Origin of the sequence: Phytopseudomonas seleniipraecipitans, from assembly GCF_900102335.1 — a bacterium.
In the GTDB taxonomy this organism is placed as follows: Bacteria; Pseudomonadota; Gammaproteobacteria; order Pseudomonadales; family Pseudomonadaceae; genus Aquipseudomonas; species Aquipseudomonas seleniipraecipitans.
In genome coordinates this window covers 688549-713665 of the sequence record NZ_FNBM01000001.1, presented here as the reverse complement: position 1 = coordinate 713665, position 25117 = coordinate 688549, and the positions used below count along the sequence as shown (strand labels likewise).

Sequence of the window (25117 nt, the reverse complement as noted above, 5' to 3'; positions counted from 1 at the left end):
CCAAGCTCACGTAAAACGGCAAGCCCGGAGGGCTGGAGCAGAATCCTCGGCACCGACCGGCTGCAAGCTGGGTACGCGCTCCAACACCTCGACCCGCCAGCCCTGACGAGCCAGCAATATCGCCGTCGCCAGCCCCGCGGTGCCTGCACCTACGATTGCAATGGATAAATCCTTCACAGGCTGTCCCTTACCTGACAAATCCGGCGAGAATTCTACCTGCTCCAACGCCCTTCGAAACTGGCGACGACCGCTTATTTCTCCATGGGCCTGATATCGAAGCCGCCTTGGTTCTGGCTGATGATACGCAGATCCGCCTTGCCGCCCGGCTCGACCTTCACGGCCACTTCCCGATTCAAACGGCCCTTGCCGCACAGGGTTTCATCCTGTTTATCGGCCGTGATGCCAAGGATGCGATTGCCGGCAGGCACCTGGAAGCGCGCCTCTTCACCAACCGCGATGCGCGCAGCCACCTTGCGGTCGACCAGCACGGCCACATAGCAGCCACCGCCCATCAAGCCGAGATCGCGGGTGACCACCACCTCACCACCGCCGTTGACGGGCGTCTGATAGCCCAGCAGGCGATCAGCCGGCACAGCCGTTACCTGGTCGGGGTCAGCCTGATACGAGGAGCAACCGGCCAGAGCCAGCAGCGGCAATACGGCAAAGATCGAACGCATGGGTTCCCTCCATGGGAAGCACAGTGAAGTGTCGGGTATGACCAGCACATGGCCATGACAGTGCCATAAATCCTGCCGGGACTCACCGGGATATTTCCGCGTGGCGACTACTGCTGCCGCGGCAGGTTGCCCTTGCGGTATTCATCGGGTGACACGCCCATCAGCCGACGGAACATGCCGATGAACGCCGAAGCGCTGCTGTAACCCAGATCCAGCGCGATGGCCTCCACGGTACGCCCGCGTTCCAGCTCCGCCAGCGCTGCGACCACACGCAGGCGCTGGCGCCATTGCGCGAACGACATGCCCAAATCGCGCTGGCAACGGCGCATCAGGGTGCGTTCGGTGGTGTTCGCGAGGCTGGCCAGCTGGGCCAGCGAGCGCGTATCGGCGGGGTTGCCGGCCAGTTGTCGCAAAACCGGTTCCAGCAGCGAGTCGCTGGAGCTGGGCAGGTAGCTGCCTACCTTGGGTGCGCGTGCCAGCTTGTCGAGCAGTAACTGCAGCTGCCGTGCATGCTCGGCCTGGCGCTCGGCGTCACCAGGGAACTCGCGCAAATCATCGAGCAAGGCACGCACCAGCGGGCTCAGGCTCAGCGCACAGGGCTCGGTAGGCAACCCGGTGCAGTGCTCGGGCGCGACATACACCGAGCAGTGACACGCCTCATGCCGGTTGAAGCCGATGTGCTCCAGATCCGGCGGCAGCCAGATGCCATATTGCGGCGGTGCCAGGTAATGCCGCCCCGCCACCTCGATCTCCATCACACCGCTGAAGGCATAGACGAACTCACCCCAGGCGTGGCGATGGCGTGGGTAAGTCGCATGCGCCGGCACGCTGGCCGTGCGAAAGAACAGCGGCGCGGGCAGCGCGTCGCTAAAGGGAGGGATTTGCAGAAGCGGTTGTTGGCTCTTCATTGCGAACTGGCGGATAACCGCTATGCACTGTCGGTTTTGAACTATATCAACAGAAATCGCCAGCACCATAATGGTCATTCAACTTCACGGGCAGAGTTCAACATGGACACGCGCAAGAACATCGACGGGTTGGCCGGCGCCATGATGGTCGGGCTGTGCATGATCTGGGGCATGCAGCAGGTGGTGCTCAAGGCCGCTGCCGACGACGTCGCGCCAGTGATGATGCTTGCCCTGCGCTCGGGCATCGCTGCCGTGCTGGTCGGGCTGCTGATGGTCTGGCGCCGAGACGGCCTGTCGTTGCGCGAAGGCAACTGGCGGCCCGGCCTGATGGTGGGGTTTCTATTTGCCCTGGAGTTCATGCTGGTCGGAGAAGGCCTGCGCCACACCAGCGCGTCGCACATGGTGATTTTCCTCTACACCGCACCGATTTTCGCCGCCCTTGGGCTGCACTGGCGGCTGCCGGCCGAGCGCCTGAAACCCCTCCAGTGGCTGGGCATCGGCGTGGCGTTCATCGGCATCGTGGTGTCTTTCGCTGGGGGTGAGCCTGAACGTGAAACACGAGACGCCGGCCAGCAGATGTTCGGTGACGTGCTAGGCCTGCTCGGCGCGATGGCCTGGGGCGCCACCACCGTGGTGGTGCGCTGCTCACGGCTGTCCAGTGCCCCGGTCACGCAGACGTTGCTGTATCAGTTGCTCGGCGGTTTCCTGCTGTTGATGCTGGTGTCCACCCTCACCGGCCAATTGCGCTTCAACCCGACACCCATTGCATTGGGCGGCCTGGTATTCCAGGCGCTATTGGTATCGTTTGCCAGTTTCCTGGCCTGGTTCTGGCTGCTGCGCAATTACCTCGCCTCGCGGCTTGGAGTGCTGTCGTTCATGACGCCCATGTTCGGCATCGTGTTTGGCGTGTGGCTGCTGGGCGAGCCGCTGGAAACCAGCTTCATCGTCGGCGCTTTGCTGGTGCTCAGCGGCATCGTGATGGTCAGCGGTTACGAGTGGTTGAGCCAGTGGCTGAAGCGGCGTCGCGTGAACCCTTGAAGACCGCTTTCACGGGATGGCGTTGAGCGCGGCGATACCCATCAACGGTTGCGCATATGACCGTGATGGGTAGCGGCGCTTCGCAGCCCGATCCGCTCATTGCTCGTGATCGCAGTGGTGGACAAGAAGAGCGTTGTCCACCCTACGGCATGAAGCGGTGGCACCTGAAGCCTTCAAGAGCGCTTTCACAGGATGGCGTTGAGCGCACCTATACCCATCAACGGTTGTGCATCTTCCAGTGTGTTTCAGCCTGCCGAATCAGGGCGCCGTCTCAAGCCTCTTGAAACCGCGCCACCAGCCGTGCCTGCAATTTCTCCAGCTCAGCTGGCTCGGCCTTGCCACTGGCGTGGGCGTCGAGCTTGTCACCGCTGAAGCGCGGAATTACGTGCATGTGGATGTGAAACACCGTCTGCCCGGCAGGCGCGCCATTGAACTGGGCGATCTGCACGCCGTCGGGTTTGAGCTCGTCGGCCAACACACGGGCGACCTTCTGCACGGCCAGGGTCAACCGGGTCAGGTTGTCGGCGTCGATCTCGAGCAGATTGCGCGCCTCGGCGCGCTTGGGGATCACCAGAGTATGCCCATAGGACTGCGGAAACAGGTCGAGGAACACCAGCACATCGTCATCTTCATAGAGCTTGTAGCACGGCATCTCGCCGCGAATGATCTTGGCGAAGATGTTCTGTGAATCGTAATCGCCGTAAAGGCTCATGGTCTTCTCCGTAGCAGTTTGTTCGATTGAGCACCATACCGGCTCGGCCGGATGAAACGGAATAGCCGGTCGTTCATCGGCCTTTGCGCAGCAGGCTCAGGCCGAGCACCACACCCATGCCGCACAGGGCGATCAGGTAATAAGCCGGGCCCAGCGGGCTCCACTTGACCAGCAGCGACACGGTGACCGGCGTCAGCCCGCCAAACACCGCATAGGCCATGTTGTAGGAGAACGACAGCCCACTGAAGCGCACCCGTGGGGGAAACGAATTGACCATCACGAACGGCACCGCACCGATGGTGCCGACGAACAGGCCGACCAGCGCATACAGCGGGAACAGCCAGTGCGGGTTGGCGTGCAGGCCGCTGTAAAACAACCACACGAAGACCGCCAGCGCGCTACAACCGACCACCAGCACCCGGCCGGCACCCACGCGGTCGCACAGCGCACCGCTGATGATGCAGCCAATGCTGAGCATGATGATGGCCAGGCTGTTGGCCTGCAGTGCGGTCACTGCGCCAAAACCATAGATTGTCTGCAGAAAGGTCGGGGTCATCAGGATCGCGACCACGATGCCGGCCGACAGCAACCAGGTCAGCAGCATCGACACCGCCACTGCCGCACGGTGGTCACGCACCACGGTTTTAAGTGGCAGCTCTTCGGCCAGCGCCTTGCGCTGCTGAAGTTCGGTGAACACCGGCGTTTCGTGCAGCCACTGGCGCAGGTAGACCGCGAACAGACCAAATACACCACCAAGCAGGAACGGCAGGCGCCAGGCCCAGTCGAGCACTTCCTGTTCGGTGTAGACACTGTTGATCAGCGTGGCCATCAACGAGCCGAGCAGGATGCCGACCGTTAGACCGCACGTCAGCGTGCCGCAGGCGTAGCCGATGTAGCGCGCCGGCACGTGCTCGGAAACGAACACCCAGGCGCCCGGTACTTCGCCACCGATCGCCGCGCCCTGGATCATGCGCATCGCCAGTAACAGCAGCGGCGCGAGGATGCCAATCTGCGCGTAGGTCGGCAGCAGGCCCATGATCAGCGTGGGCACCGCCATCATCAGGATGCTCAGGGTGAACATGCGTTTGCGGCCGATCAGGTCACCGAAATGCGCCATGATGATGCCGCCCAGCGGGCGCGCCAGGTAGCCGGCAGCGAAGATGCCGAAGGTTTGCAGCATGCGCAGCCAATCGGGCATGTCCGGCGGGAAGAACAACTTGCCGACCACGGTAGCGAAAAACACATAAATGATGAAATCGTAGAATTCCAACGCGCCGCCCAGTGCCGACAGGGACAGGGTCTTGTAATCGCTACGGGTCAAAGGCCGGCCAGGTGCCGGTGATGCAGGGCGGTGCATGGGGAGCAATCTCATCGGTATGCGAAGGGCATCGGCCGAGAGCATCCGGCCTTGGGGCGCACACGATAGCAAACTCGACGCCGGCTGAAAGCGCCAACAACCCTGCAACGCTGGCTGTGACCGGGCCGAGATGTCTAGAATGCGCGCCGTGCCCCTGGAATCGTCCTGTGCCACGGATAAAAACCGTCGTCGTCAGGTCATACCGCAGTCCGCTAAATCTCCGCGCTCATCGTTAAGGAACCTCATGGACTGGCTACAACTGTTTTTCCTTTCGCTTATCCAGGGTATTACCGAGTTTCTCCCTGTCTCTTCATCGGCCCACCTGATCCTGCCTTCGCAACTGCTGGGCTGGGAAGACCAGGGACAGGCGTTCGACGTAGCCGTGCACGTAGGCACGCTGATGGCTGTGATTCTGGCGTTCCGCCACGAAGTGATCGCCATCATCCAAGGTTGGCTGGGGCATGTGCTGAAGCGCAGGGTCACCGCAGAAAGCCGCATGGGCTGGATGATCATTCTGGCGACCATCCCCGCGGCGCTGGCCGGCCTGATGTTCGAGTCGATGATCGAGCACTACACGCGTTCGGTGCTGGTGATCGGCGTGGCAACCATCGTGTTTGGCCTGGTGCTGTGGTGGGCCGACGCCACCGGCAGCCGTGACGCCGACATGGCGCGCATGAGCTGGCGACAAGCACTGTTCATTGGTATGGCGCAGATGCTCGCGCTGATTCCCGGTACATCACGGTCGGGCATCACCATGACCGCCGCCCTGATGCTGGGCTTCGACCGTCAGAGCGCTGCACGCTTCTCGTTCCTGCTATCGATCCCGTTGATTCTCGCAGCGGGCGGCCTCAAGGCCGTGCATCTGGTTCAGGAAGGCAACGGCGCCCATTGGGGTGACATCTTCTGGGGAATCGGCCTGTCGTTCATTTCGGCGTTCCTGTGCATCAAGCTGTTCCTGGTCGCTCTGGACCGCATCGGCATGCTGCCGTTCGTGATCTATCGCCTGCTGCTCGGTGCGTTCCTGCTGTTTGTCGCGCTGTAATTCACCGGCAGCCGGGTAAGGCTTCGTTCTCAAACGGGTGAGATCGACTCGGGTATCGCCCGCTCAACCCAGGCTACGCCCGAGGTGTGTTCATCGCCCAATCGATAACAGCGTTACTCCGTAGCCTGCCCCGAGGGCGTCGCAACCCGGGAAATCGCCTGTGGGTTCGCGCAAGCGCCTCCGGCAGGCCGTTGCGGCGATGACGTTACCTTCTCCAACACTGCTGTAGACGCCCGACCTGCCCATACCGCTAGCAGGCCGGGCGCGGGCCTGCCGAGCGCGCGAGGCACGCTTATTGCCTGATTCTCGGGTCTGTCCCGAGAAGGTGCGTTTGCCATGCTCCATGCCCACCTGACTACCCTGCATGCCGTCGTGCTGGCCCTCGACACCCTGTGCCAGAACGACAACTGCGAAGTGGAGGCGTTGCTCAGTGGCAGCGGCATCGACGCGGGCGATCTGCAGCGCCCCGAGATGCGCATCAGCATTGCCCAAGAGCGCCAGGTGTTCCGCAATGCCACCGGCAAGCGCCAAGACCTCGGCCTGCTGCTGGGCCGCCGCATGCATGTGTCGTCCTATGGCCTGCTGGGCTTCAGCCTGCTCTCGGCGTCGACACTCGGCGAAGCGCTGGAAGTAGCCTTTGGCTTCCCGGCACTGCTCGGCACCCTCTTCGATCTGCGCCTGCACCGTGACGGCACGCAGGCGTGGATCGAGGCCAGCCATTATCGCGACACACCCGAGCTGGCGACCTTCAATACCGAGTTCTGCCTGGCTTCGCTGAAGCTGATCTGCGACGACCTGCTCGGCCGCCCGCTGCCGCTCGAGGGCGCGCGCTTTGGCCATAAAGCCCCGCGCTATCAACGCCAGTACACGCGAGATTTTGCCTGCGCGGTGCACTTCAACGCGGCGGATAATGCCATCGTGTTCGACAGCCATTGGCTGGATCGACGCCTGCCGCTGGCTGACCCGGTGACTCACCGCGATACGCTGGAACGCTGCCGCCAGTTGAACCGCGAATTCATCTCCCACCTGGCGCTGGTATCCCGCGTGCGCCAGTTGCTTGCCGCCCATCTGACAGTCGTGCCGAGCCTGGATGACTTGGCGCGCCAGCTGCGTTGTTCGTCACGCACCCTGCGTCGGCAGCTGCAGGAAGTCGGCACCAGCTACCAGACGCTGCTCGATGAACTGCGTTTCGAGCAGGCCCGCCTGATGCTCGGCCAGGAGCGGCTGCCCATCGCCCATATCGCCGAGGCGCTGGGTTACAGCGAAACCGCCAGCTTCCGCCATGCCTTCCAGCGCTGGAGCGGCACCTCACCGAGCCGCTATCGCCGACCAGCCGCGTAAATACGCACCGATACGGATCGCCGCGCGCCACTTCGTGGCCACATCTATCCCTTTTTGGCCGCTGCGCTCGTTTCGCCAAGCGCAGCGCAGGCCAAGAATGCAGGTGTCACAGCCGGAGAAGCTCACCATGCGCACGATTTATAGCGATGATCACCACCTGCACCACGGCCGCTGCGAAATCATCGACGGTGAACTCAAACCCTGTTTTGAAATGCCCTCACGCGCCGACCATGTGCTGGCGCGTGTTCGCCAGCAGCAACTCGGTGAGGTCATCGCCCCCGGCGACTTTGGCCGAGCGCCAATCGAACGTGTCCATCACCGCGACTACCTGAGTTTTTTCCAGGGCGCCTGGGATCGCTGGGCGGCGATGGGCCGCGAAGGTGATCTGATGCCCTTCACCTGGCCCGCCCGCACGCTGCGCAGCGTGGTGCCGGACAACCTGCACGGCCAGCTGGGCTATTACAGTTTCGATGGCGGCGCACCGATCACCGCGGGCACCTGGCAAGCCGCCTGGAGTGCCGCCCAGGTCGCCCTCACCGGGCAGCAGCTGATCACTGCCGGCGCCAACAGCGCGTTCGCCCTGTGCCGCCCGCCCGGCCACCATGCCGCGGCCGACCTGATGGGCGGCTACTGCTACCTGAACAACGCCGCCATCGCCGCCCAGGCGTTTCTCGACCAGGGCTGTAAACGCGTGGCCATCCTCGACGTGGACTACCACCACGGCAACGGCACGCAATCGATCTTCTACGACCGCAGCGACGTGCTGTTCGTCTCCCTGCATGGCGATCCTTCCTTCGAATTTCCATTTTTCCTCGGCTATGCCGACGAAACCGGCGAAGGCGCGGGCGAGGGTTTCAACTTCAACCTGCCACTGGCTGCCGGCAGTACCTGGGCGCAGTGGAGCGCGGCCCTGGAGAGCGCCTGTGTGCGCATCGATGACTACGCGCCCGACGTCATCGTGGTATCGCTCGGCGTGGACACGTTCAAGGAGGACCCGATCTCGCAATTCAAGCTCGACAGCCCCGACTACCTGCGCATGGGCGAACGCATCGCCTGCCTCGGCAAGCCCAGCCTGTTCGTGATGGAAGGCGGTTATGCCGTCGAGGAAATCGGTGTCAATGCGGTGAACGTACTGGAAGGTTTCGAGGGCGCCTGAGCCCGCACAACACTGCCGATAACAGCCTATAACGGAGCACATGCAGATGAAAAATTTCCACAGCCTGTTCGGCGCGACCTTGTGTGGCGCAGCCCTGCTGGTCGGCAGTGCCATGGCCGAAACGCGTGAACTGCGAGTCTACAACTGGGCCGATTACATCCTGCCGCAGACGCTCAAGGACTTTCAGCAGCAAAGCGGCATCAAGCTGATCTGGGACACTTTCGAAACCAACGAAGCCCTTGAAGCCAAGCTGCTTACCGGCAACTCGGGCTATGACCTGGTGGTGCCGTCCAACATGTTCCTCGACACGCAGATCAAGGCCGGTGTGTTCCAGAAGCTCGACAAGAGCAAGCTGCCGAACTGGAAGAACCTCGACCCGGCGCTGCTCAAGCTGTTGGAAACCAACGACCCCGGCAACCAGTACGGCGTGCCCTACATGTACGGTACCGTGCTGATCGGCTTCAACCCGGACAAGGTCAAGGCCGCCCTCGGCGCCGATGCCCCCGTGGACAGCTGGGACCTGGTGTTCAAGCCCGAGAACATGGAGAAGCTCAAGCAATGCGGCGTCGCCATGCTCGATGCGCCCAACGAGATTCTGCCGCTGGCGCTGCACTACCTGGGCCTGCCGCCGAACAGCACCAACCCGGCGGACTACGACAAGGCCACCGAGCTGATGATGAGCATCCGCCCGTACGTGACCTACTTCCACTCGGCCAAGTACATGACCGATATTGCCAACGGCGACATCTGCGTGGCCATCGGCTACTCGGGCAGCTTCTACCAGTTCGCCAACCGCGCCAAAGAAGCCGGCAACGGCGTGAATGTCGAGTGGCGTCTGCCAAAAGAAGGTGCGCCGATCTGGTTCGACACCTTTGCAATTCCGGTCAGCGCCAAGAATGTCGAGGAAGCGCACGAGTTCCTCAACAACCTGCTCGACCCGAAGGTGATCGCGCCGATTAGCGACTTCCTGGGCTACCCGAACCCCAACACGCCGGGCATGCTGCTGGTGGACAAGGCGATCAGTGCCAACGCCGACTTGACCCCAACCGCCGAGGCGCAGAAAACCCTCTACAGCGTCGAACCGCTGCCGCAGAAAGTCGAACGGGTGCGCACCCGTGCCTGGACCAAGATCAAGAGCGGCAGCTGAGCCCTCCCTTCGCCGCCTGCGCCAGTGCGGGTGGCCCATTTCCCGCCTTATTTCCCATGCCGAGATGTCACGTTGGCGGAACCTGCCGCCCGCGTGACCGCTCACATGCAAGCGTCCCAACAGCTATGCTGCGTAGTGCCTCAGGCGCACAGCTAGCGCATCGCGGAACGACATGCAGCAAAACAAAACCTTTAATGCCAATAGTTTTCATTAGCGACTATTTATCAGTAGAGTGGCAACCCTGTCCGGGGGGTATCGACGCCTCCCGATGATGTGACCGGCCAAGCCATACGAGGACGAAGATGTTCAATCGGATCCGCTCGCGCACTTGCGCCCCCCTGCTCGCCGCCCTCCTGCTGATCCTGCTGCCACAACTGGCCACCGCCGACGGTAAGTTCAAGGTTGTCACCACCTTTACCGTACTTGCCGACATGGCCCGCGAAGTAGCCGGCGATGCGGCGGTGGTCGAATCGATCACCAAACCCGGTGCCGAGATTCACAACTATCAGCCCACCCCAGGCGACATTCTCAAGGCCCGCGATGCCCAGTTGATCCTGCGTAACGGCATGAACCTGGAGCTATGGTTCGAACGTTTCCTGCAGCGCCTGCAGGGCGTACCTGCGGTCACTCTCAGCGATGGCATCGAGCCGATCGGCATCGCCGATGGCCCCTATGGGGGCAAGCCCAACCCGCATGCCTGGATGTCGCCTGACTCGGCAATGATCTACATCGACAACATCCGCGATGCGCTGGTGGAGCACGACGCCGCCAACGCCGCGACCTATAAGGCCAACGCCGAGGCTTACAAGGCGCGTATCCAGGCGGCCGTGGCGCCGATTCGTGAGCGCCTGCAGGCGATCCCGGAAAACCGCCGCTGGCTGGTGTCCAGCGAAGGCGCCTTCAGCTACCTGGCGCGGGATTTCGGCCTCAAGGAGCTGTACCTGTGGCCGATCAACGCCGACCAGCAGGGCACACCGCAACAGGTGCGCAAGGTGATCGACGCGATGCGCGCCAACCAGATTCCGGCGATCTTCAGTGAAAGCACTATTTCCGCCTCCCCAGCCCAACAGGTCGCCCGGGAAACCGGCGCCAAATACGGCGGCGTTTTGTATGTCGACTCGCTCAGCGAGCCGAGCGGCCCGGTGCCGACCTACCTCGACCTGCTGCGCGTCACCTCGCAAACCATCGCCGACGGGTTGGCTGAATAATGCCCAACGCCCTGCACGAAGAAGACAGCGCCAACGGCATTCGCGTCGATAACATCAGCGTGACCTACCGTAACGGCCACACCGCCCTGCGCAGTGCCAGCTTCGGCAGCCCGGGCGGCAGCATCACCGCGCTGGTGGGCGTCAACGGCAGCGGCAAGTCGACGCTGTTCAAGGCCATCATGGGTTTCGTGAACCTGGCTCAGGGCAGCATCAGCGTGCTCGGCATGCCGGTGCGCGATGCCCTCAAGCGCAACCTGATCGCCTACGTGCCGCAGAGCGAAGACGTCGACTGGAATTTTCCGGTGCTGGTCGAAGACGTGGTGATGATGGGACGTTACGGCCACATGGGCATGCTGCGTCGCCCGCGTGCCGCCGACCGCGAAGCCGTGGACACGGCACTGGCGCGGGTCGGCATGAGCGACCTGCGCAAACGGCAGATTGGCGAGCTGTCCGGCGGGCAGAAGAAGCGCGTGTTCCTCGCCCGCGCCCTGGCGCAGGACTCGCGGGTGATCCTCCTTGACGAGCCGTTCACTGGGGTCGATGTGAAGACCGAAGACGCCATCGTGCGGCTGCTCGGCGAGCTGCGCGACGAAGGCCGGGTGATGCTGGTGTCGACACACAACCTGGGCAGCGTGCCGGAGTTCTGCGACCGCACCGTGCTGCTGGCCAGCACCGTACTCGCCTACGGCCCGACCCAACTGGTGTTCACCCGCGAGAACCTCGAGCGCACCTTTGGCGGGGTGCTGCGCCATTTCGAGCTGCCTGGTGAGGGACACAGCACATCGCCGCTGATCGGCATCATCACCGATGACGAGCGCCCGCTGGTGCTCTACGACGGCAAGTCGACCATTCGCGGCCGCGTCGACGAGAAGGATCAGTAAGCGATCATGCACATCCTGCTCGAACCCTTTTCCTACGGCTACATGGTCAACGCCATGTGGGTGTCGACCCTGGTCGGCATGGTCTGCGCGCTGCTGTCGGTGTACCTGATGCTCAAGGGCTGGTCGCTGATCGGCGACGCCCTGGCCCACTCCATCGTGCCCGGCGTCGCTGGCGCCTACATGCTCGGCCTGCCCTTCGCCCTCGGTGCCTTCGGCGCCGGCACGCTGGCGGCGGGCGCCATGCTGTTTCTCAATCAGCGCAGCAAGCTCAAGGAAGACGTGATCATCGGGCTGATCTTCTCGTCGTTCTTCGGCCTGGGCCTGTTCATGGTCTCGCTGTCGCCCACCTCGGTGAACATCCAGACCATCGTGCTCGGCAACATTCTCGCCATCACGCCCGCTGACACCTTGCAGCTGCTGTTGATTGCCGGCATCACCATGGCGGTGCTGGCGCTGCGCTGGAAGGACCTGATGGTGGTGTTCTTCGACGAACACCACGCCCGCTCCATCGGTCTCAGCCCGACGCGCTTGAAGGCGATCTTCTTCATTCTGCTGTCAGCCTGCACCGTGGCGGCGATGCAGACCGTCGGCGCCTTTCTGGTCATCGCCATGGTCGTCACCCCAGGCGCCACTGCCTACCTGCTCAGCGACCGTTTCGAGCGGCTGCTGCTGATCGCCGCCGCTATTGGCGGCCTGAGCAGCTTCGTCGGTGCCTACGCCAGCTACTTTCTCGATGGCGCCACCGGGGCGATCATCATCGTGCTGCAGACCTGCGTATTCCTGCTGGCCTTCGTCTTTGCGCCCAAGCATGGCCTGCTCGCCGCCCGCCGCCGCGCCGCCCTGGCCCGGTTGGAGATGTGACCATGGACATGCTGCTCCTGCCGCTGCAAATCGACTTCATGCAATACGCCCTGCTGATCGCCGTGCTGGTGGCCATTCCGGCCGCGCTGCTGTCGTGCTTTCTGGTGCTCAAGGGCTGGGCGCTGATGGGCGACGCCACCGCTCACGCAGTATTTCCCGGCGTAGTCATCGCCTACATCGTCGGCCTGCCCTACTCGCTCGGTGCCTTCGTGGCCGGCATGCTGTGCGCCGTCGCCTCGGGTTACCTCAAGGAAAACAGCCGGATCAAGCAGGACACCCTCATGGGTGTGGTGTTTTCCGGCATGTTCGGCCTCGGCCTGCTGCTGTACACGCAGATTCACAGCGACGTGCACCTGGACCACATCTTGTTCGGCGACATGCTCGGTATCGGCTGGCCCGACCTGCTGGAGAGCGGCCTGATTGCCTTGGCGGTCAGCGCATTCATCGGCCTGAAATGGCGCGACCTGCTGCTGCACGCCTTCGACCCGGTACAGGCGCGCACCGTCGGCCTGCCGGTGCGCGTGCTGCACTATGGCCTGCTGGCGGTGATGTCGCTGACCATCGTCGGCGCACTCAAGGCTATCGGTATCGTACTTACCGTGGCCCTGCTGATCGCCCCCGGCGCCATTGCCTTCCTGCTCACCCGTACCATGGGCGCCATGCTGTTCACTGCCGTGGGCATCGCCGTCGGCGCAGCGCTCAGCGGCGTGTACCTGAGCTTCTTCCTCGACAGTGCCCCCGGGCCGACCATCGTGATACTGCTCAGCACGGTGTTCGTGGTGGTGTTCATCCTCTCAGGCCGCCGCGAGCGTCGGCGCTCCGCGCTGCAGTAAACACGCGGCGCTCGCGCAATACCTCTCAAGTTCCCCTCCGGCGTGCCGACTCAGTGTTCACAGGCTGGTACAAGGCCTGACGATCGTTCTCTTACTGCCTCTCGCTTCAACAACAACTTCTCTCGCTCGAGCAGGAACTTCCCGTGAACATCAAACAGAAACTCACCTGGGCCTTCGCGGCCATCGCCTGTGTGCCCGTCGTACTGGTCGCTGTTGTGGTGGTGGTCAACCTGCGGGCTCAGGCGCAGGAAGACTTCCTCGACAGCAGCAGCCGCGAGATACGCCAGATCGAGAACGCCATGAACCAGTTCTTCGACGCCATCGCGCAGAACGTCGAGTACCTGGCCAAGCATCCGGACGTTCGCAACGCGGGCGAATTGAAGAACTACTCGGGTACCGATGCCGCACAGATACCGCTGACGGAAGAAAATCAGAAGTTTCTCCAGATGTTCGGCCAATTCGCGGCCAGCCACCCGAGCACCGCCTACCTGTCGATCGGCAAGCCCGACGGCGGTTATGCATCCTGGCCGGACGACGCCAAGCTGAGCGGCTACGATCCGCGTGTGCGCCCCTGGTACAAGGCGGCCATGGCCACGCCAGGCAAAACCGTGCGCACCTCCGCGTACTACTGGGCGCCCGATGACGTGGTGCTGATGGGCACCGTGCACACTGTCGACAACGCCCAGGGCCAGCCGGCCGGCGTGGTCGGCCTGGACGTGTCGCTCAAGCAGCTGACCGAACTGGTCAAGGCGATCAAGCTCGGCGAGAGCGGCTACCTGATGCTGCTGGAGAATAACGGCAACGTGCTGGTCGACCCTCGCGATCCCTCCCATGGTTTCAAGCTGATCAGCGAGCTGGGCGATGGCTACACGCAGCTGGCCGGCGTGCAAAGTGGCTTGGTAGAGGTGGAGCTGGGCGGCGTGCCGTATATGGCCAACGTCTGGTCGTCGAGCACCCTTGGCTGGCGCTTCATCGGTCTGATCGAGCGCAGCGAGGTGATGGCCAAAGCCACCAGCCTGACCTGGCAGATCGCAATCATCGCCGCCGTGCTGGCCGTGCTGTTCGCCATCGTCGGGGCCAGCTTCGCCGGTCTGATCGTCAAACCGATCCGTAGCGTGGCGGGCGGCCTGGAAGGCATTGCTCAGGGCGAAGGCGATCTGACCCGCAGCCTGGACGTGCGCGGCAACGACGAAACCGCGCTGCTGGCCCGCTGGTTCAACCAGTTTCTCGGCGCCATCCGCACCCTGGTGCAACGCATCGGCAGCGCCTCGGCGGACCTGCAGAACGCCTCGGACGCCAGCACCCGCGTGGCCCGTGACATGAACGATGCCGCAGGCCGTCAGCGCGAGGCCGTGGAGCTGGTATCCACCGCCTTCAACGAGATGGTCGCCACGGCCAACGAAGTGGCGCGTTCCTGCAGCCATGCGGCCTCGTCAGCCGACTCTGGCCAGCGCCAGGTGCATGACGGTCAGCTGCAGATCGACGAAGCCACCGGCAGCGTCACCAAACTCAGCGAAAACCTGCAGAAATCGGCCCAGGCCATGCAGGTGCTGGAACAGGACAGCAAGAACATCAACGCCATCCTCGACACCATCCGCTCGATTGCCGAACAGACCAACCTGCTGGCCCTCAACGCCGCCATCGAGGCCGCACGTGCTGGCGAGCAGGGTCGCGGATTCGCCGTGGTCGCCGATGAAGTACGCGCGCTGGCCAAGCGTACCGCCGACTCTACGGGCGAGATCGACAGCCTGCTCGGCGGCCTGGCCAAGCGCACGCAGGACGTGACCAAGCAGATGCAAAGCAGCCTGAGCATGTCGCAACAAAGCGTCGAGCGTATTCAGCAGGCCCGCGACAGCTTCGAACAGATCCGCACCTCGGTGGACGAAATCCGCGATCAGAACAGCCAGATCGCCACGGCCGCCGAAGAGCAACACCACGTTGCCGAAGACATCAACCGGCACATCGCGCAGATCCACACCGATGCGCAGTTGCTAGAGGAACTGGCGCACTCGGCGCGTAGCGACTCGCAGCGCCTGGAGGCGCTGTCTGGCGAGCTGAACGGTCTGGTGGGACGTTTCAAAACCTGACGTGAGGCGCCGGGCAATCCGTCGCTACGTTAGCAACAGGGAGGATGGCCGGGCGGCCACCCTCCTTTTTTTCATTCGGCGTGCGGCCTGGGCGCTTCAGTCAGCTCGGTCTCGGCCTGCTGCAGCTCCGCACGCGCTTCTTCGAGCTTGGCCTGGCGCTTGGCAATCTTGCTCGGGTCACCGCTGAGCTCGGCTTCACGCAGGTCCGCCTCGCGTTCACGCAACTCGCCCCGCGCCGCCCTCACCTTGCCTTCCAGTTCGCGCATCAGCTCTTTGTCGGTGCAATTGCTGCGCACCTTTTCCAGCGCGGTATTGAGCCCTTTCAATTTGCCATCATGGCCGGCTGCCTCGGCAGCCTGGATCTGTTGCTGAATGTCCGCCGCCTTCGCCTCGCAACGTGGGTTGGACGCCGAATCGGCCAATACCGGTATGGCGGCGACAAGCAACAGGCTGGAAATCAGGGCTTTCATTACAACACTCCATAAAACTGCAGAACGGCTGGATCCGTATGACGCGGATACAGACAACAGAATAGCCAGATGATTTCCCGGTGCCACGCAACCGTCAGACCGCAGCCAACCGGCAAGCGCTTTTAATGAACTTCACCGGCCACGACCTGCCGACTACTACAGGCCGAACAATGCGGTTCGGTGTTGCACAGGAGTCGATGAAATGCCCGAAGCTCAAGATAAGGTTCGTTATGCGGTGGTCGCCGGTGGCTGGATTTCTCAGGGCGCATTCATGCCCGGTGTCGGGCAGACCGACAACTCGGTGATCACCGCGCTAGTCACCGGCGATCCGGTCAAGGCCGACAAACTGGCCGCGTTATATGGCATCAAGAGCTACAGCTACGAAGAATTTCCCACGCTGCTCGCATCGGGCGAGATCGATGCCATCTACCTGGCAACGCCTAACTTCCGCCACCGCGAGTTCGCCGAACCGGCGCTTGAAGCCGGCATCCACGTCCTGCTGGAAAAGCCCATGGCCACCAGCGAAGAGGATTGCCAGGCGATCACTGCCGCGGCGCAGCGCTCCGGCGCCAAACTGATGATCGCCTACCGCCTGCACTTCGAGCCCGGTACGGTGGAGATGGTGCACCGCATCCGCGCTGGCGATATTGGTGACCCACGGCTATTCACCGCGACCTTTACACAGACCGTCGACCCGGCCAATCACCGCATGCAGAGTGGCTATTGGGCCGGCCCGGTAACCGACATGGGCCCCTACCCGATCAATGCGGTGCGCAACCTGTTCGACGACGAGCCACTGGAAGTGCGTGCCGTTGCCGTACAAACCCCAGGCTGCGAGATCAATACGCCAGACACCGTGACCGTCATCCTGCGCTTTGCCGAAGAGCGCATGGCGGTATTCACGGTCAGCTACAGCCTGCCGAGCAGCGAGCGTTTCCAGGTGATCGGCAGCAAAGGCGAATTCGAGGCCTCACACTGTTTCGGCTTCGGGGATGGCGTCGCCATCAGCTACCGCTCGACCATTGATGGTGAAACCAAGGAACACGAGCATCCAGTGGTCGATCAGTTTGGTGGCCAAACCCAATATTTCTCCGACTGCATCCTGCAGAACCGTGAGCCTGAACCAGATGGCGACGAGGGCTGGCGCGACGTGCGCATCCTCGCGGCCATCGAGCGGGCGCTGCAAAGCGGCCAACCTCAGCGCCTCGACCCGCTGCCCAAGCGCCCCGGCATCAGCGTCGAGCAGGCACGTCGCCTGCCCTTGGCGAAGGTGCCGCCCTACGTGAACACCACTGAGCCAGTGGCCTGAAGCGGTCGCGTCATTAGCCAGGCAGCAAAAAGGGACGCCGCAGCGTCCCTTCTTTATGACCGCTGGCGGTCGGTTACAGCTGCACCACGTCGAACTGAACATCAGTGGCCACGTCAGCGTCGTAGTCCACGTCGCTGCGCTCGAAGCCGAACAGCTTGAGGAACTCGTGCTTGTAACCGGCGTAGTCGGTCATCTCGAACAGATTCTCGGTGGTCACTTGCGGCCACAGGGCCTTGCAGGCGTCCTGCACGTCGTCGCGCAATTCCCAGTCGTCGAGACGCAGACGGCCTTGGCTGTCGACGTCGCCCGGCTGGCCATCGGCGCGGTACAGGCGATCACGGAAGGTACGGTTCAGTTGCTCGATGGTGCCTTCGTGCAGGCCCTTTTCCTTCATGATCTTGAAGACCATCGACAGGTACAGCGGCATCACCGGAATGGCCGCGCTGGCCTGGGTGACGACCGACTTCAGCACCGCCACGTTGGCGCCGCCACCGTTGGCCTGCAGACGCTTGTCGAGGCGAATGGCGGTGTCGTCCAGGTCCTGCTTGGCCTTGCCCAGGGCGCCGTGCCAGTAGATCGGCCAGGTGATTTCAGTACCGATGTAGCTGAACGCGGCAGTACGCGCTTGTGGCGCCAGCACGTCAGCCTGCTCGAGGGCGTTGATCCACAGCTCCCAGTCCTGGCCGCCCATCACGGTGATGGTGTCGGCGATTTCCTGCTCGTTGGCCGGCTCGATGGCGGCCTCGATGATCACGTCCTTGTTGGTGTCGATGGCGGTCGACTTGTACGGCTGGCCAATCGGCTTGAGGGCCGAGCGGATCACTTCGCCGGTCTGCGGCAGCTTGCGCACCGGCGACGCCAAAGAGTAGATCACCAGGTCGATCTTGCCGCCCATTTCGTTCTTGATCAGCTCGATGACCTTGGCCCGCGCCTCATCGGAGAACGCATCGCCATTGATCGACTTGCTGTACAGGCCATCGGCCTTGGCGAACTTGTCGAACGCCGCCGAGTTGTACCAGCCAGCGGTTCCGGCCTTGGTTTCAGTACCCGGCTTCTCGAAGAACACGCCCAGGGTGTCGGCGCCAAAGCCGAACGCGGCGGTGATGCGCGCAGCCAGGCCGTAACCACTGGAAGCGCCGATCACCAGCACTTTCTTCGGACCATCATTACGCACGCCCAGTTTGCGCGTCGCCTCGATCTGCTCGGCCACGTTGCGCTCGCAACCCAGCGGGTGGGTGGTGGTACAGATGAAGCCACGAACTTTAGGGTGAATAATCAACGTGCTTACCTCGTCATCGTTTTTTGGGCAGGCGACAGTGTAATGTCGATTGGTCGCCGGAGAAAAAGGAGATTAGACCTATTGGTCGCTCCAAATGCCAGCCAGGCCACATTTCGTTGCCTGGTTGTTTAGTCGCAGGGTCTCGACGACGTTGTGAGTGGCGCCATCCAGATCCCCCGGTATCGCGGTGCTCAACCCAGGCTACGGGCGCATGGCGGTGGTCCGTAGCCCGGCGTAGAGCGCAGCGAAACCCGGGAATCTTTTCCCCAGCCATCCCCCGCACTGGCCTTCGCCCACGCGATTCCTTACCATCGGCAACCTTCCAATTCCAAGGCCGCACAGGCCGAGCCACGCCCTGCAGCCGCAGGCGCGTCCGTCTTGCTTGATTCAGGTAATCCATGAAAATCGCCCGTCTGCGTGCCGATGTCCTGGCCGGTCTCACGTCCTCCTTCGCCCTGGTTCCGGAGTGCATCGCCTTCGCGCTGGTCGCTCAGGTCAACCCGCTGATGGGGCTGTATGGCGCCTTCTTCATCTGCCTGATCACCGCGCTGTTCGGCGGCCGACCGGGGATGATCTCCGGTGCCGCCGGTTCCATGGCGGTGGTCATCGTCGCGCTGGTGGTGCAGCACGGGGTTGAATACCTGCTAGCCACCGTGTTGCTCGGCGGCTTGATCATGCTGGCTTTCGGGCTGCTGCGCCTCGGCAAGCTGGTGCGCATGGTGCCGCACCCGGTGATGCTCGGCTTCGTCAACGGCCTGGCCATCGTTATCGCCGCCGCCCAGCTGGAGCACTTCCAGCACGATGGGCACTGGATCGAAGGCAACGAGCTGTACCTGATGCTCGGCCTGGTAGCGCTGACCATGGCCATCGTCTACATTCTGCCGCGCCTGACTCGCGCCATCCCGCCAGCCCTGGCGGCGATTCTCGGTGTGGGTCTGCTGACCTATTTTCTGCAGCTGCCCACGCATACCCTGGGCGACATGGCGAAGATCGCTGGCGGCTTGCCAGAGTTGGCACTGCCGCAGATTCCGTGGAGCCTGGAGACCCTGTGGATCATCCTGCCCTACGCGGTACTGATGGCCATGGTGGGTCTGCTGGAAACCCTGCTGACCCTCAACCTCACCGATGAAATCACTGAAAGCCGCGGCCACCCGGACCGCGAGTGCGTGGCCCTGGGCGCCGCCAATATTGCTTCGGGCCTGTGTGGCGGCATGGGCGGCTGCGCGATGATCGGCCAGACCATGATCAACCTCAGCTCCGGCGGCCGTGGTCGCCTGTCCGGCATCGTCGCCGGGGTGATGATCCTGCTCTATGTGCTGTTCCTGTCGCCGTTGATCGAGCTGATTCCGCTGGCGGCATTGGTCGGTGTGATGTTCGTGGTCGCCCAGCAGACCTTTGCCTGGGCCTCGCTGCGCGTGCTCGGCAAGGTGCCGATGAACGATGTGCTGGTGATCATTGCGGTCACTGTCATCACCGTGCTCACCGACCTGGCTACCGCGGTGCTGTGCGGCATCATCATTGCCGCGCTGAACTTCGCCTGGCACCACGCCCGCGAGCTGTATGCCGATAGCCATGTCGAAGCCGACGGCAGCAAACTCTACCTGCCCCACGGCACGCTGTTCTTCGCCTCTACCGCGCCGTTTCTCAACCTCTTCGACGCCGCCAATGACCCGGCCGAGGTCACCCTCGACTGTCGTCACCTGAGCTTCGTTGATTACTCGGCCATCGCCGCGCTGATGACCCTGCGCGAGCGCTACAGCAAAGCCGGCAAGCACCTGCGGGTGATTCACCTGTCCGAGCGCTGCAAGCAACTGCTCAAGCGCTCTGGCATGCACCCGGCCTGATTCACGCGGGCGGTATCAGGAATCCCCCTTTTAAAGTCACTACACGGAAGAGAGACGTATGAAAAAATTGGTCGCAGGGATAATCGTTGCCAGCCTCACAGGCTGTGTCTCGTCCTACCAACCCGCACAACCTGCACAGGTCATGTGGGAACCCACCAAACAGGCTAAAACCGACGTCAGAACAGCGTTGAAGCAATGCGATTTCATTGATTACATGAGTGCTGGCGTGCAAAAGATCCATGAGCAGGCGCAGTGCATGCGTGACATGGGTTTCGAACCCAACCTTTCCAGCTACAACTCATACAACTGCTATGGCAACGCCCCCGCTGGCTGCATTGTTTATTGGCCGCAAGGCATGGCCAAGCCGCAGTCCGTAAAGGCCAAGACAGCGCCGTGATTCACCAGCAATTCAGCGAATCCTGAATGGAGCGCACCCTCGGCTCCCACCCTGGAACGTGGAAGCCGACAATGAGTGCCAGACGACTGAATTAACCTGGCCTGTCAGCCCGCATCAGGCGACGCGTATGGTCAGGCTGTTGGAGCCCGTACCCAGGGTGCTGATGTCGTCCTTGGGCACGACATACCCTTCACCCTCGCCCACGGCGCGGCGGTAATAGTCGATTACCGGATCATCGAAGACCTCCGCGGTGGTGGTCTTCTTCAGGCCGTAGACATTGCCTTGCTCATCTCGCGCCTTGAGCGCCTCCGGCGCGTCACTGACGATATCCTCCAGCGTGCCAGACACCGCCCCGCCTTCGCTCGGCTCGATGGTCATGCGCGCATTGTTGCCTTCGATGTAGCTGACGTCATAGAAGGTCTGATTACCGTCCACACCGCCATTGAACGCCACCTCGCCCAAAGTCACGTGAGCACCATCACCGGCCGAGCTGCGGAAGTTGCCGGACCAGCCCTCGGGAAAGCTCTGCGCCATGGTTTCGCCGGGCTGCAGGGTGATGGACGCGATGCCAGCCTGACCGGCATTTGCGGTGAATTCGATGGTCATTGGCGTATCGCCTTCGTTGACGAAGGTCAGGCTGTTGCCCTCGGCAAGCGCAGCGTTGCGCTCCAGGCTGCCGATGGGTGTGGCAGGCGGCGCGCTTTTCGTTACCGGCTCGTCCACGACCAGGGCCTGCTGTTGAGTCGGCAACTCTGCCAGGTTGCCAGGCACCGACGGCAGCGGCGCCTCGCCGGGCGCTGGCACGGCTCCAGGCATCATCAAGCGCAGCACATCCAGCTCGTTCTGGTAATGCTGGGCCAAGCCCTCGTCACCCGCTGCTTTCGCCTGGTCGCGAGCCTCTTCACGCCGCGCCCATTCGCCTTGCCAGGCGCCGTTTAGTGCAGCGTCGAATGCCGGGCCAGCATCGCCCTGCCCCGGCACCGTGTTCAGCTGCCCTACATTCTCGACCGTCATGGCTGGCTCCCTCGCTCACGCCTGGCTATGTAGGCAACCCTAGCGCCCTGCCGAGCCCACTCGCTGTGAAAAACTGTTAAACAGGACGAACCTCCCCCAGCCGCAGATTCAGCCCATCGCCGCGGCTGCACTGGCTATCGCTGCTTTACCGTCACGCGGGCCGTATTCTCTCCGGTCGGCGCTGCAATCATTCTGTCATCCGCCCCTCGCACAGTCCCGGTTGCCGCGGCGCGCCCGTGGTTCTCGTGCTTGTCTCGGCTCTGTGATGGGAGTCGATGCTGTCAGGCATCTCGCAAACTCTGGTCGAATGGAGCCCACCATGAGCAGCATTCCGCGTCTGTCGAAAACGCCTCCACAGTCTTCCGAAACAACCTTCGACGCCAACCTGGCCGTCGCGCAAACCAAGCCACGCAAGAACGCGGCGCACTACAAACCCGCCGCGTCAGATGCCAAGGCGCCTGCGCTTGCCGACTACAAGAGCATCGGCCCGGCCAACGAAGTGGCCAACGACACCATTCGTTATGAAACCCACAGTGGCGAACAGGTCATCGTGCTGCGCTCGACTTCGCCGGCGCTGTTCGAGCAGGTAAAAAAGGATTTCGAAACCCTCAAGACCCTCAACCAGGCTACCGACGATGGTGACCGCCGAGCAGGCAAGGACGACACCGCCCCGGACAGCCTGCGCGACTACCAGGCAATTGAAAGCCTCTCTCCCGAGGTGATTCGCTACCGCAACAGCGACGGTGACGGCGTGGTGCTCGCCAAGGCTGACAACCCGGAACTGTTCGCCAAGCTCGAGGGCTTCAAGGAGTCGCTCGATGGCATCAAGGCCAGCGAAGAAGACGGCTACCGGCGCGCCACCGACAACGAACAATGGCCGCCTTACAGCGGCCTGGGTGTTGGCAAGGTCGACGAGATGGGCCCCGGCGTGATCCGTTACCACAATGGCGACGAGAAGGTGGTACTGCACAAGGACGACAACCCCGGCCTGTTCGACTACCTGAGCAAAATGGAAACCCTCATCAGCAACCCCGACTCCCGCGGCGCCATGGACCGTGCCCAGGCAGACGGCCACAGCTTACTCGGCCGTGACGGCGACGCGCCTGACTACGCCGAGTACAAGGCCATTCGCTGGGAAGGCAATGTCGGCGATAACGGGCTGATCACCTACGAAACCTGGGACGGCGACAAGGTCGCGGTCGCCGAAGCCGTGAGCCCGGAACTGTTCGCCCAACTCAAGAAAAATGCCGAGATCATGCTCAAGGCCAATGAGCAGGAAAAGGAAGGCTACGCCATGCTGCACCCGGACGATTACCTGACCAGCGAGGAAATCTCCGGCGCCACCATCGGCGTAGAAGGCGAAGTCGGCGATGGCTTCGTTCGGGCTGAGATCTTCGACGGCGATAACAGCCGCAAGGTCATCGTGTCGCGCGAGCTGAGCCCGCAGATGTACGAGCGCCTCGTCGCGGAAGACCAGGGCCGACGCAACAACCTAGAGATGGTCGATGACGCGCGCGGCGACAGCAAGCTGCCGGAAACCGGAGAGCTGGATATCGGCAACATGGAGACCAGCGAAAAAGACCCCAAAGACAGCAAGCGCACGCTCACCGTCAGCGAACTGACCTGGCAGAAGGTCATCGACGGCTGGAAAAAGGGCATCGAAGACGGCTCGATCAAGGATGATGACGACCGCGCCAAAATGTTCCGCGCCCTGCGCGCCCAGGGCGCCCTGGATGGTGGCCTGGATATGGTCACCCTCGACATTGGCAAGGGCCAGAGCACCAGTGGGACCAAAGGGGACGATTTCGAAACCATCATCGACGGTCGCAAGGTCGACGAGCAGCTGACCACGCTGTTTTCCAGCGAAGCCGTGCAAAAGGATTTCCTCGAGGCGCAGAAAAGCGCACTCGATACCCTGCCCAACAAGGACGAGGTCATCAAGAAGCTCGAAGACATGGCCTTCAGCGAGGGATACGTCAAACACATCCGCGACTTGCAGGAAAACAACAAAGACGACCTGGCCGCCGCCGACATCCGCGAAACCTATTCGCAGCTGGCGATCGCCAACCCGGAAAAAGCGGCCGAGTTCGCCCAGAAGTTGCAGCTCGATGCCACCATCGTCGACCTCGACAAGCTCATGGCCAACCCTGAGCTGGTCAACGACGACAACCTCGCCCTGGCCACCCAGGATGTGGTCAAGACGGTGCTCACCGCCCTGAAAAAAGCAGGCGTGGATCTGCCGCGGCGCACCGCCGAAAGCCTCGACAAGTTCATCAATGAATTCCTCGGTGACAAGCAGACCGCCAAGGATTTCGGCAAGGCGCTGCAGGAGTTGGGTGACCGTTTCATCAAGAATGGCGAAGTAACCCAGGGCGATATCGACGACCTGATGAAAAAGGACGTTTACAAAGCGCTCAACGAAAAGACCGGGGGCGGCATGCTCTCGGCCATCAGCGTGCTCAACAGCAACGGTACCCTGGGCTCGGCTGGCGGGCTGATTTCCCTGGCTTCGGGCATCTACCAGATGGCTGGCGGCAAGCTTGGCGGTACGCCGGAAGAACGCCTGGCCATCGCCAAGGAGATGGTCGCCTTCTTCGGCGCCAGCCAGCACTTCGTCAACCTGGGCACCAACATCCTCGACACCGTCAACGGCAGCCACGTCAACGCCATGCTTGGGCTGGACAAATCGCTGCCGGAAATCTTTGGCAAGGATCTGCCAGACACTCGCCCGTTCACCTCCGAAATTGGCGCGCGCTTCCAGACCAACCTCGACGAACTGCTGGCCAGCGCACCGCTGGCCGACGACGCCAAGATGGCCGACAAGCTCGACCTGTCGCAATCCGATTACAAGGAAGTCATCAAGGGCATGAAAGAAGGCTTCAGTGGCACGCCGGTGCTCGCCGACTCCAACGCCTTCAGCCGCGGCGCGGGCGCTTTCCTGCGTGTGCTGGATGCTGGCGCCAATACCTTTGTCGGCGTGGCTGACACCGTGCTAGGCGGCTTGATGATCAAGAAAGGTGCCGACAGCGGCGACAAGGCGATGATTGCCCAAGGCGCCATCACCGTGGCTGCAGGCGCCTTCGGTGTAGGCGGTGGTGCGGCCTCGGCCGGTGCCTTGGCCAAGATCAGCTTCGCTCGCGCCGCAGTCGGCCCACTGTTCTGGATATCCGCCGCACTGACCATCGCAACCCTGCCCTTCACCATCATCGAAGACATCAAGTACAACAAGAAACTCGACGACTACCGCGACAGCCTCAAGGATCTGTTCACCGACCTGGAAGGCGATGACCTGCTCACCGACGACGGTCTGCGCCGTTTCGAATTCCTCGACGAATACATGCACGGCTACGGCCAGCGCGACACGCCAGACGACCAGAGCATCTTCGAATACCGCAGCGACGAATACGACTATTTCGTCGACCGCGGCCACACCTACTGGGACGGCCAACACGACGATTACAAAGGCGACGGCGACAACCTGGAAACCCGCATGGACCGCGGTTCGACTGTCGGTTCCTGAAACTGATCGGCGATCGTTCCCGCGCGCCGCGTAGGA

General features: G+C 62.6%; 22 protein-coding genes. 14 read left to right on the top strand and 8 right to left on the bottom strand.

Features of this window, described 5'->3' with window-relative positions:
* Positions 1-6 precede the first annotated feature (6 nt).
* From BLS60_RS21580 to BLS60_RS03255, 3 genes are all read right to left on the bottom strand, one after another.
* Positions 7-177 carry an FAD-dependent oxidoreductase gene (locus BLS60_RS21580; RefSeq protein WP_244153347.1) on the bottom strand — a complete coding sequence of 57 codons (171 nt, stop codon included), beginning with the start codon at positions 175-177 and terminating at the stop codon, positions 7-9.
* A 74-nt stretch (positions 178-251) separates the two neighbouring features.
* Positions 252-677: a 3-isopropylmalate dehydratase gene (locus BLS60_RS03260; protein ID WP_070881573.1), complete on the bottom strand. Its 426-nt coding sequence runs from the start codon at positions 675-677 to the stop codon at positions 252-254.
* Positions 678-784: 107 nt separating this feature from the next.
* Positions 785-1585: an AraC family transcriptional regulator gene (locus BLS60_RS03255; RefSeq protein ID WP_070881574.1), complete on the bottom strand. Its 801-nt coding sequence runs from the start codon at positions 1583-1585 to the stop codon at positions 785-787.
* A 102-nt stretch (positions 1586-1687) separates the two neighbouring features.
* On the opposite strand from BLS60_RS03255, the gene BLS60_RS03250 reads away from it, so the two are divergent.
* On the top strand, positions 1688-2623 hold the full coding sequence (locus BLS60_RS03250) for a DMT family transporter (protein ID WP_092364574.1): 936 nt from the start codon (positions 1688-1690) through the stop codon (positions 2621-2623).
* 271 nt (positions 2624-2894) lie between these two features.
* On the opposite strand, the gene BLS60_RS03245 is transcribed toward BLS60_RS03250, so the two are convergent.
* On the bottom strand, positions 2895-3335 hold the full coding sequence (locus tag BLS60_RS03245) for an HIT family protein (RefSeq protein ID WP_070881576.1): 441 nt from the start codon (positions 3333-3335) through the stop codon (positions 2895-2897).
* Positions 3336-3408: 73 nt separating this feature from the next.
* On the bottom strand, positions 3409-4692 hold the full coding sequence (locus tag BLS60_RS03240; protein ID WP_092364571.1) for an MFS transporter: 1284 nt from the start codon (positions 4690-4692) through the stop codon (positions 3409-3411).
* Positions 4693-4936: 244 nt separating this feature from the next.
* Here BLS60_RS03240 and BLS60_RS03235 point away from each other — a divergent pair, with 244 nt between their 5' ends.
* From BLS60_RS03235 to BLS60_RS21955, 9 genes are all read left to right on the top strand, one after another.
* Positions 4937-5734, top strand: a complete 798-nt coding sequence (locus tag BLS60_RS03235) for an undecaprenyl-diphosphate phosphatase (protein WP_070881578.1) — start codon at positions 4937-4939, stop codon at positions 5732-5734.
* Positions 5735-6070: 336 nt separating this feature from the next.
* Positions 6071-7075 carry an AraC family transcriptional regulator gene (locus BLS60_RS03230; protein WP_092364568.1) on the top strand — a complete coding sequence of 335 codons (1005 nt, stop codon included), beginning with the start codon at positions 6071-6073 and terminating at the stop codon, positions 7073-7075.
* 127 nt (positions 7076-7202) lie between these two features.
* Complete coding sequence (locus tag BLS60_RS03225; RefSeq protein WP_092365317.1) at positions 7203-8231, top strand: histone deacetylase family protein; 1029 nt, start codon at positions 7203-7205, stop codon at positions 8229-8231.
* A 46-nt stretch (positions 8232-8277) separates the two neighbouring features.
* Positions 8278-9378, top strand: a complete 1101-nt coding sequence (locus BLS60_RS03220) for a polyamine ABC transporter substrate-binding protein (protein WP_070881580.1) — start codon at positions 8278-8280, stop codon at positions 9376-9378.
* A gap of 302 nt (positions 9379-9680) precedes the next feature.
* Positions 9681-10586, top strand: a complete 906-nt coding sequence (locus BLS60_RS03215; RefSeq protein ID WP_070881581.1) for a metal ABC transporter substrate-binding protein — start codon at positions 9681-9683, stop codon at positions 10584-10586.
* Positions 10586-11467, top strand: a complete 882-nt coding sequence (locus tag BLS60_RS03210; protein WP_092364565.1) for a manganese/iron ABC transporter ATP-binding protein — start codon at positions 10586-10588, stop codon at positions 11465-11467. The genes BLS60_RS03215 and BLS60_RS03210 overlap by 1 nt, the downstream gene beginning before the upstream one ends.
* 6 nt (positions 11468-11473) lie before the next feature.
* The gene (locus BLS60_RS03205) at positions 11474-12328 is read left to right on the top strand and encodes a metal ABC transporter permease (protein WP_167357640.1); all 855 of its coding nucleotides are present in this window, start codon (positions 11474-11476) and stop codon (positions 12326-12328) included.
* Positions 12329-12330: 2 nt separating this feature from the next.
* Complete coding sequence (locus tag BLS60_RS03200) at positions 12331-13161, top strand: metal ABC transporter permease (RefSeq protein WP_092364559.1); 831 nt, start codon at positions 12331-12333, stop codon at positions 13159-13161.
* Positions 13162-13304: 143 nt separating this feature from the next.
* The gene (locus BLS60_RS21955) at positions 13305-15248 is read left to right on the top strand and encodes a methyl-accepting chemotaxis protein (RefSeq protein ID WP_092364556.1); all 1944 of its coding nucleotides are present in this window, start codon (positions 13305-13307) and stop codon (positions 15246-15248) included.
* 71 nt (positions 15249-15319) lie between these two features.
* Here the strand turns inward: BLS60_RS21955 and BLS60_RS03190 are convergent, their stop codons facing one another.
* A complete protein-coding gene (locus BLS60_RS03190; protein ID WP_092364553.1) occupies positions 15320-15718 on the bottom strand; it encodes a DUF1090 domain-containing protein in 399 nt (132 codons plus the stop codon).
* A 202-nt stretch (positions 15719-15920) separates the two neighbouring features.
* Here BLS60_RS03190 and BLS60_RS03185 point away from each other — a divergent pair, with 202 nt between their 5' ends.
* Positions 15921-17027: a Gfo/Idh/MocA family protein gene (locus tag BLS60_RS03185; RefSeq protein ID WP_092364550.1), complete on the top strand. Its 1107-nt coding sequence runs from the start codon at positions 15921-15923 to the stop codon at positions 17025-17027.
* Between the two features lie 73 nt (positions 17028-17100).
* On the opposite strand, the gene fabV is transcribed toward BLS60_RS03185, so the two are convergent.
* On the bottom strand, positions 17101-18306 hold the full coding sequence (gene fabV, locus BLS60_RS03180) for an enoyl-ACP reductase FabV (protein ID WP_092364547.1): 1206 nt from the start codon (positions 18304-18306) through the stop codon (positions 17101-17103).
* A gap of 398 nt (positions 18307-18704) precedes the next feature.
* Between fabV and BLS60_RS03175 the strand changes: the two genes are divergently transcribed.
* Positions 18705-20150, top strand: coding sequence for a SulP family inorganic anion transporter (locus tag BLS60_RS03175; protein ID WP_070881589.1), 1446 nt, complete (start codon positions 18705-18707; stop codon positions 20148-20150).
* A 58-nt stretch (positions 20151-20208) separates the two neighbouring features.
* On the top strand, positions 20209-20547 hold the full coding sequence (locus BLS60_RS03170) for a hypothetical protein (protein ID WP_070881590.1): 339 nt from the start codon (positions 20209-20211) through the stop codon (positions 20545-20547).
* Between the two features lie 114 nt (positions 20548-20661).
* Here BLS60_RS03170 and BLS60_RS03165 read toward each other — a convergent pair whose 3' ends face one another.
* Entirely contained in the window at positions 20662-21561 is a 900-nt protein-coding gene (locus BLS60_RS03165) for a glycoside hydrolase 64/thaumatin family protein (protein WP_092364544.1), read from the bottom strand.
* A gap of 319 nt (positions 21562-21880) precedes the next feature.
* Here BLS60_RS03165 and BLS60_RS03160 point away from each other — a divergent pair, with 319 nt between their 5' ends.
* A complete protein-coding gene (locus BLS60_RS03160) occupies positions 21881-25081 on the top strand; it encodes a hypothetical protein (protein ID WP_092364541.1) in 3201 nt (1066 codons plus the stop codon).
* Positions 25082-25117 lie beyond the last annotated feature (36 nt).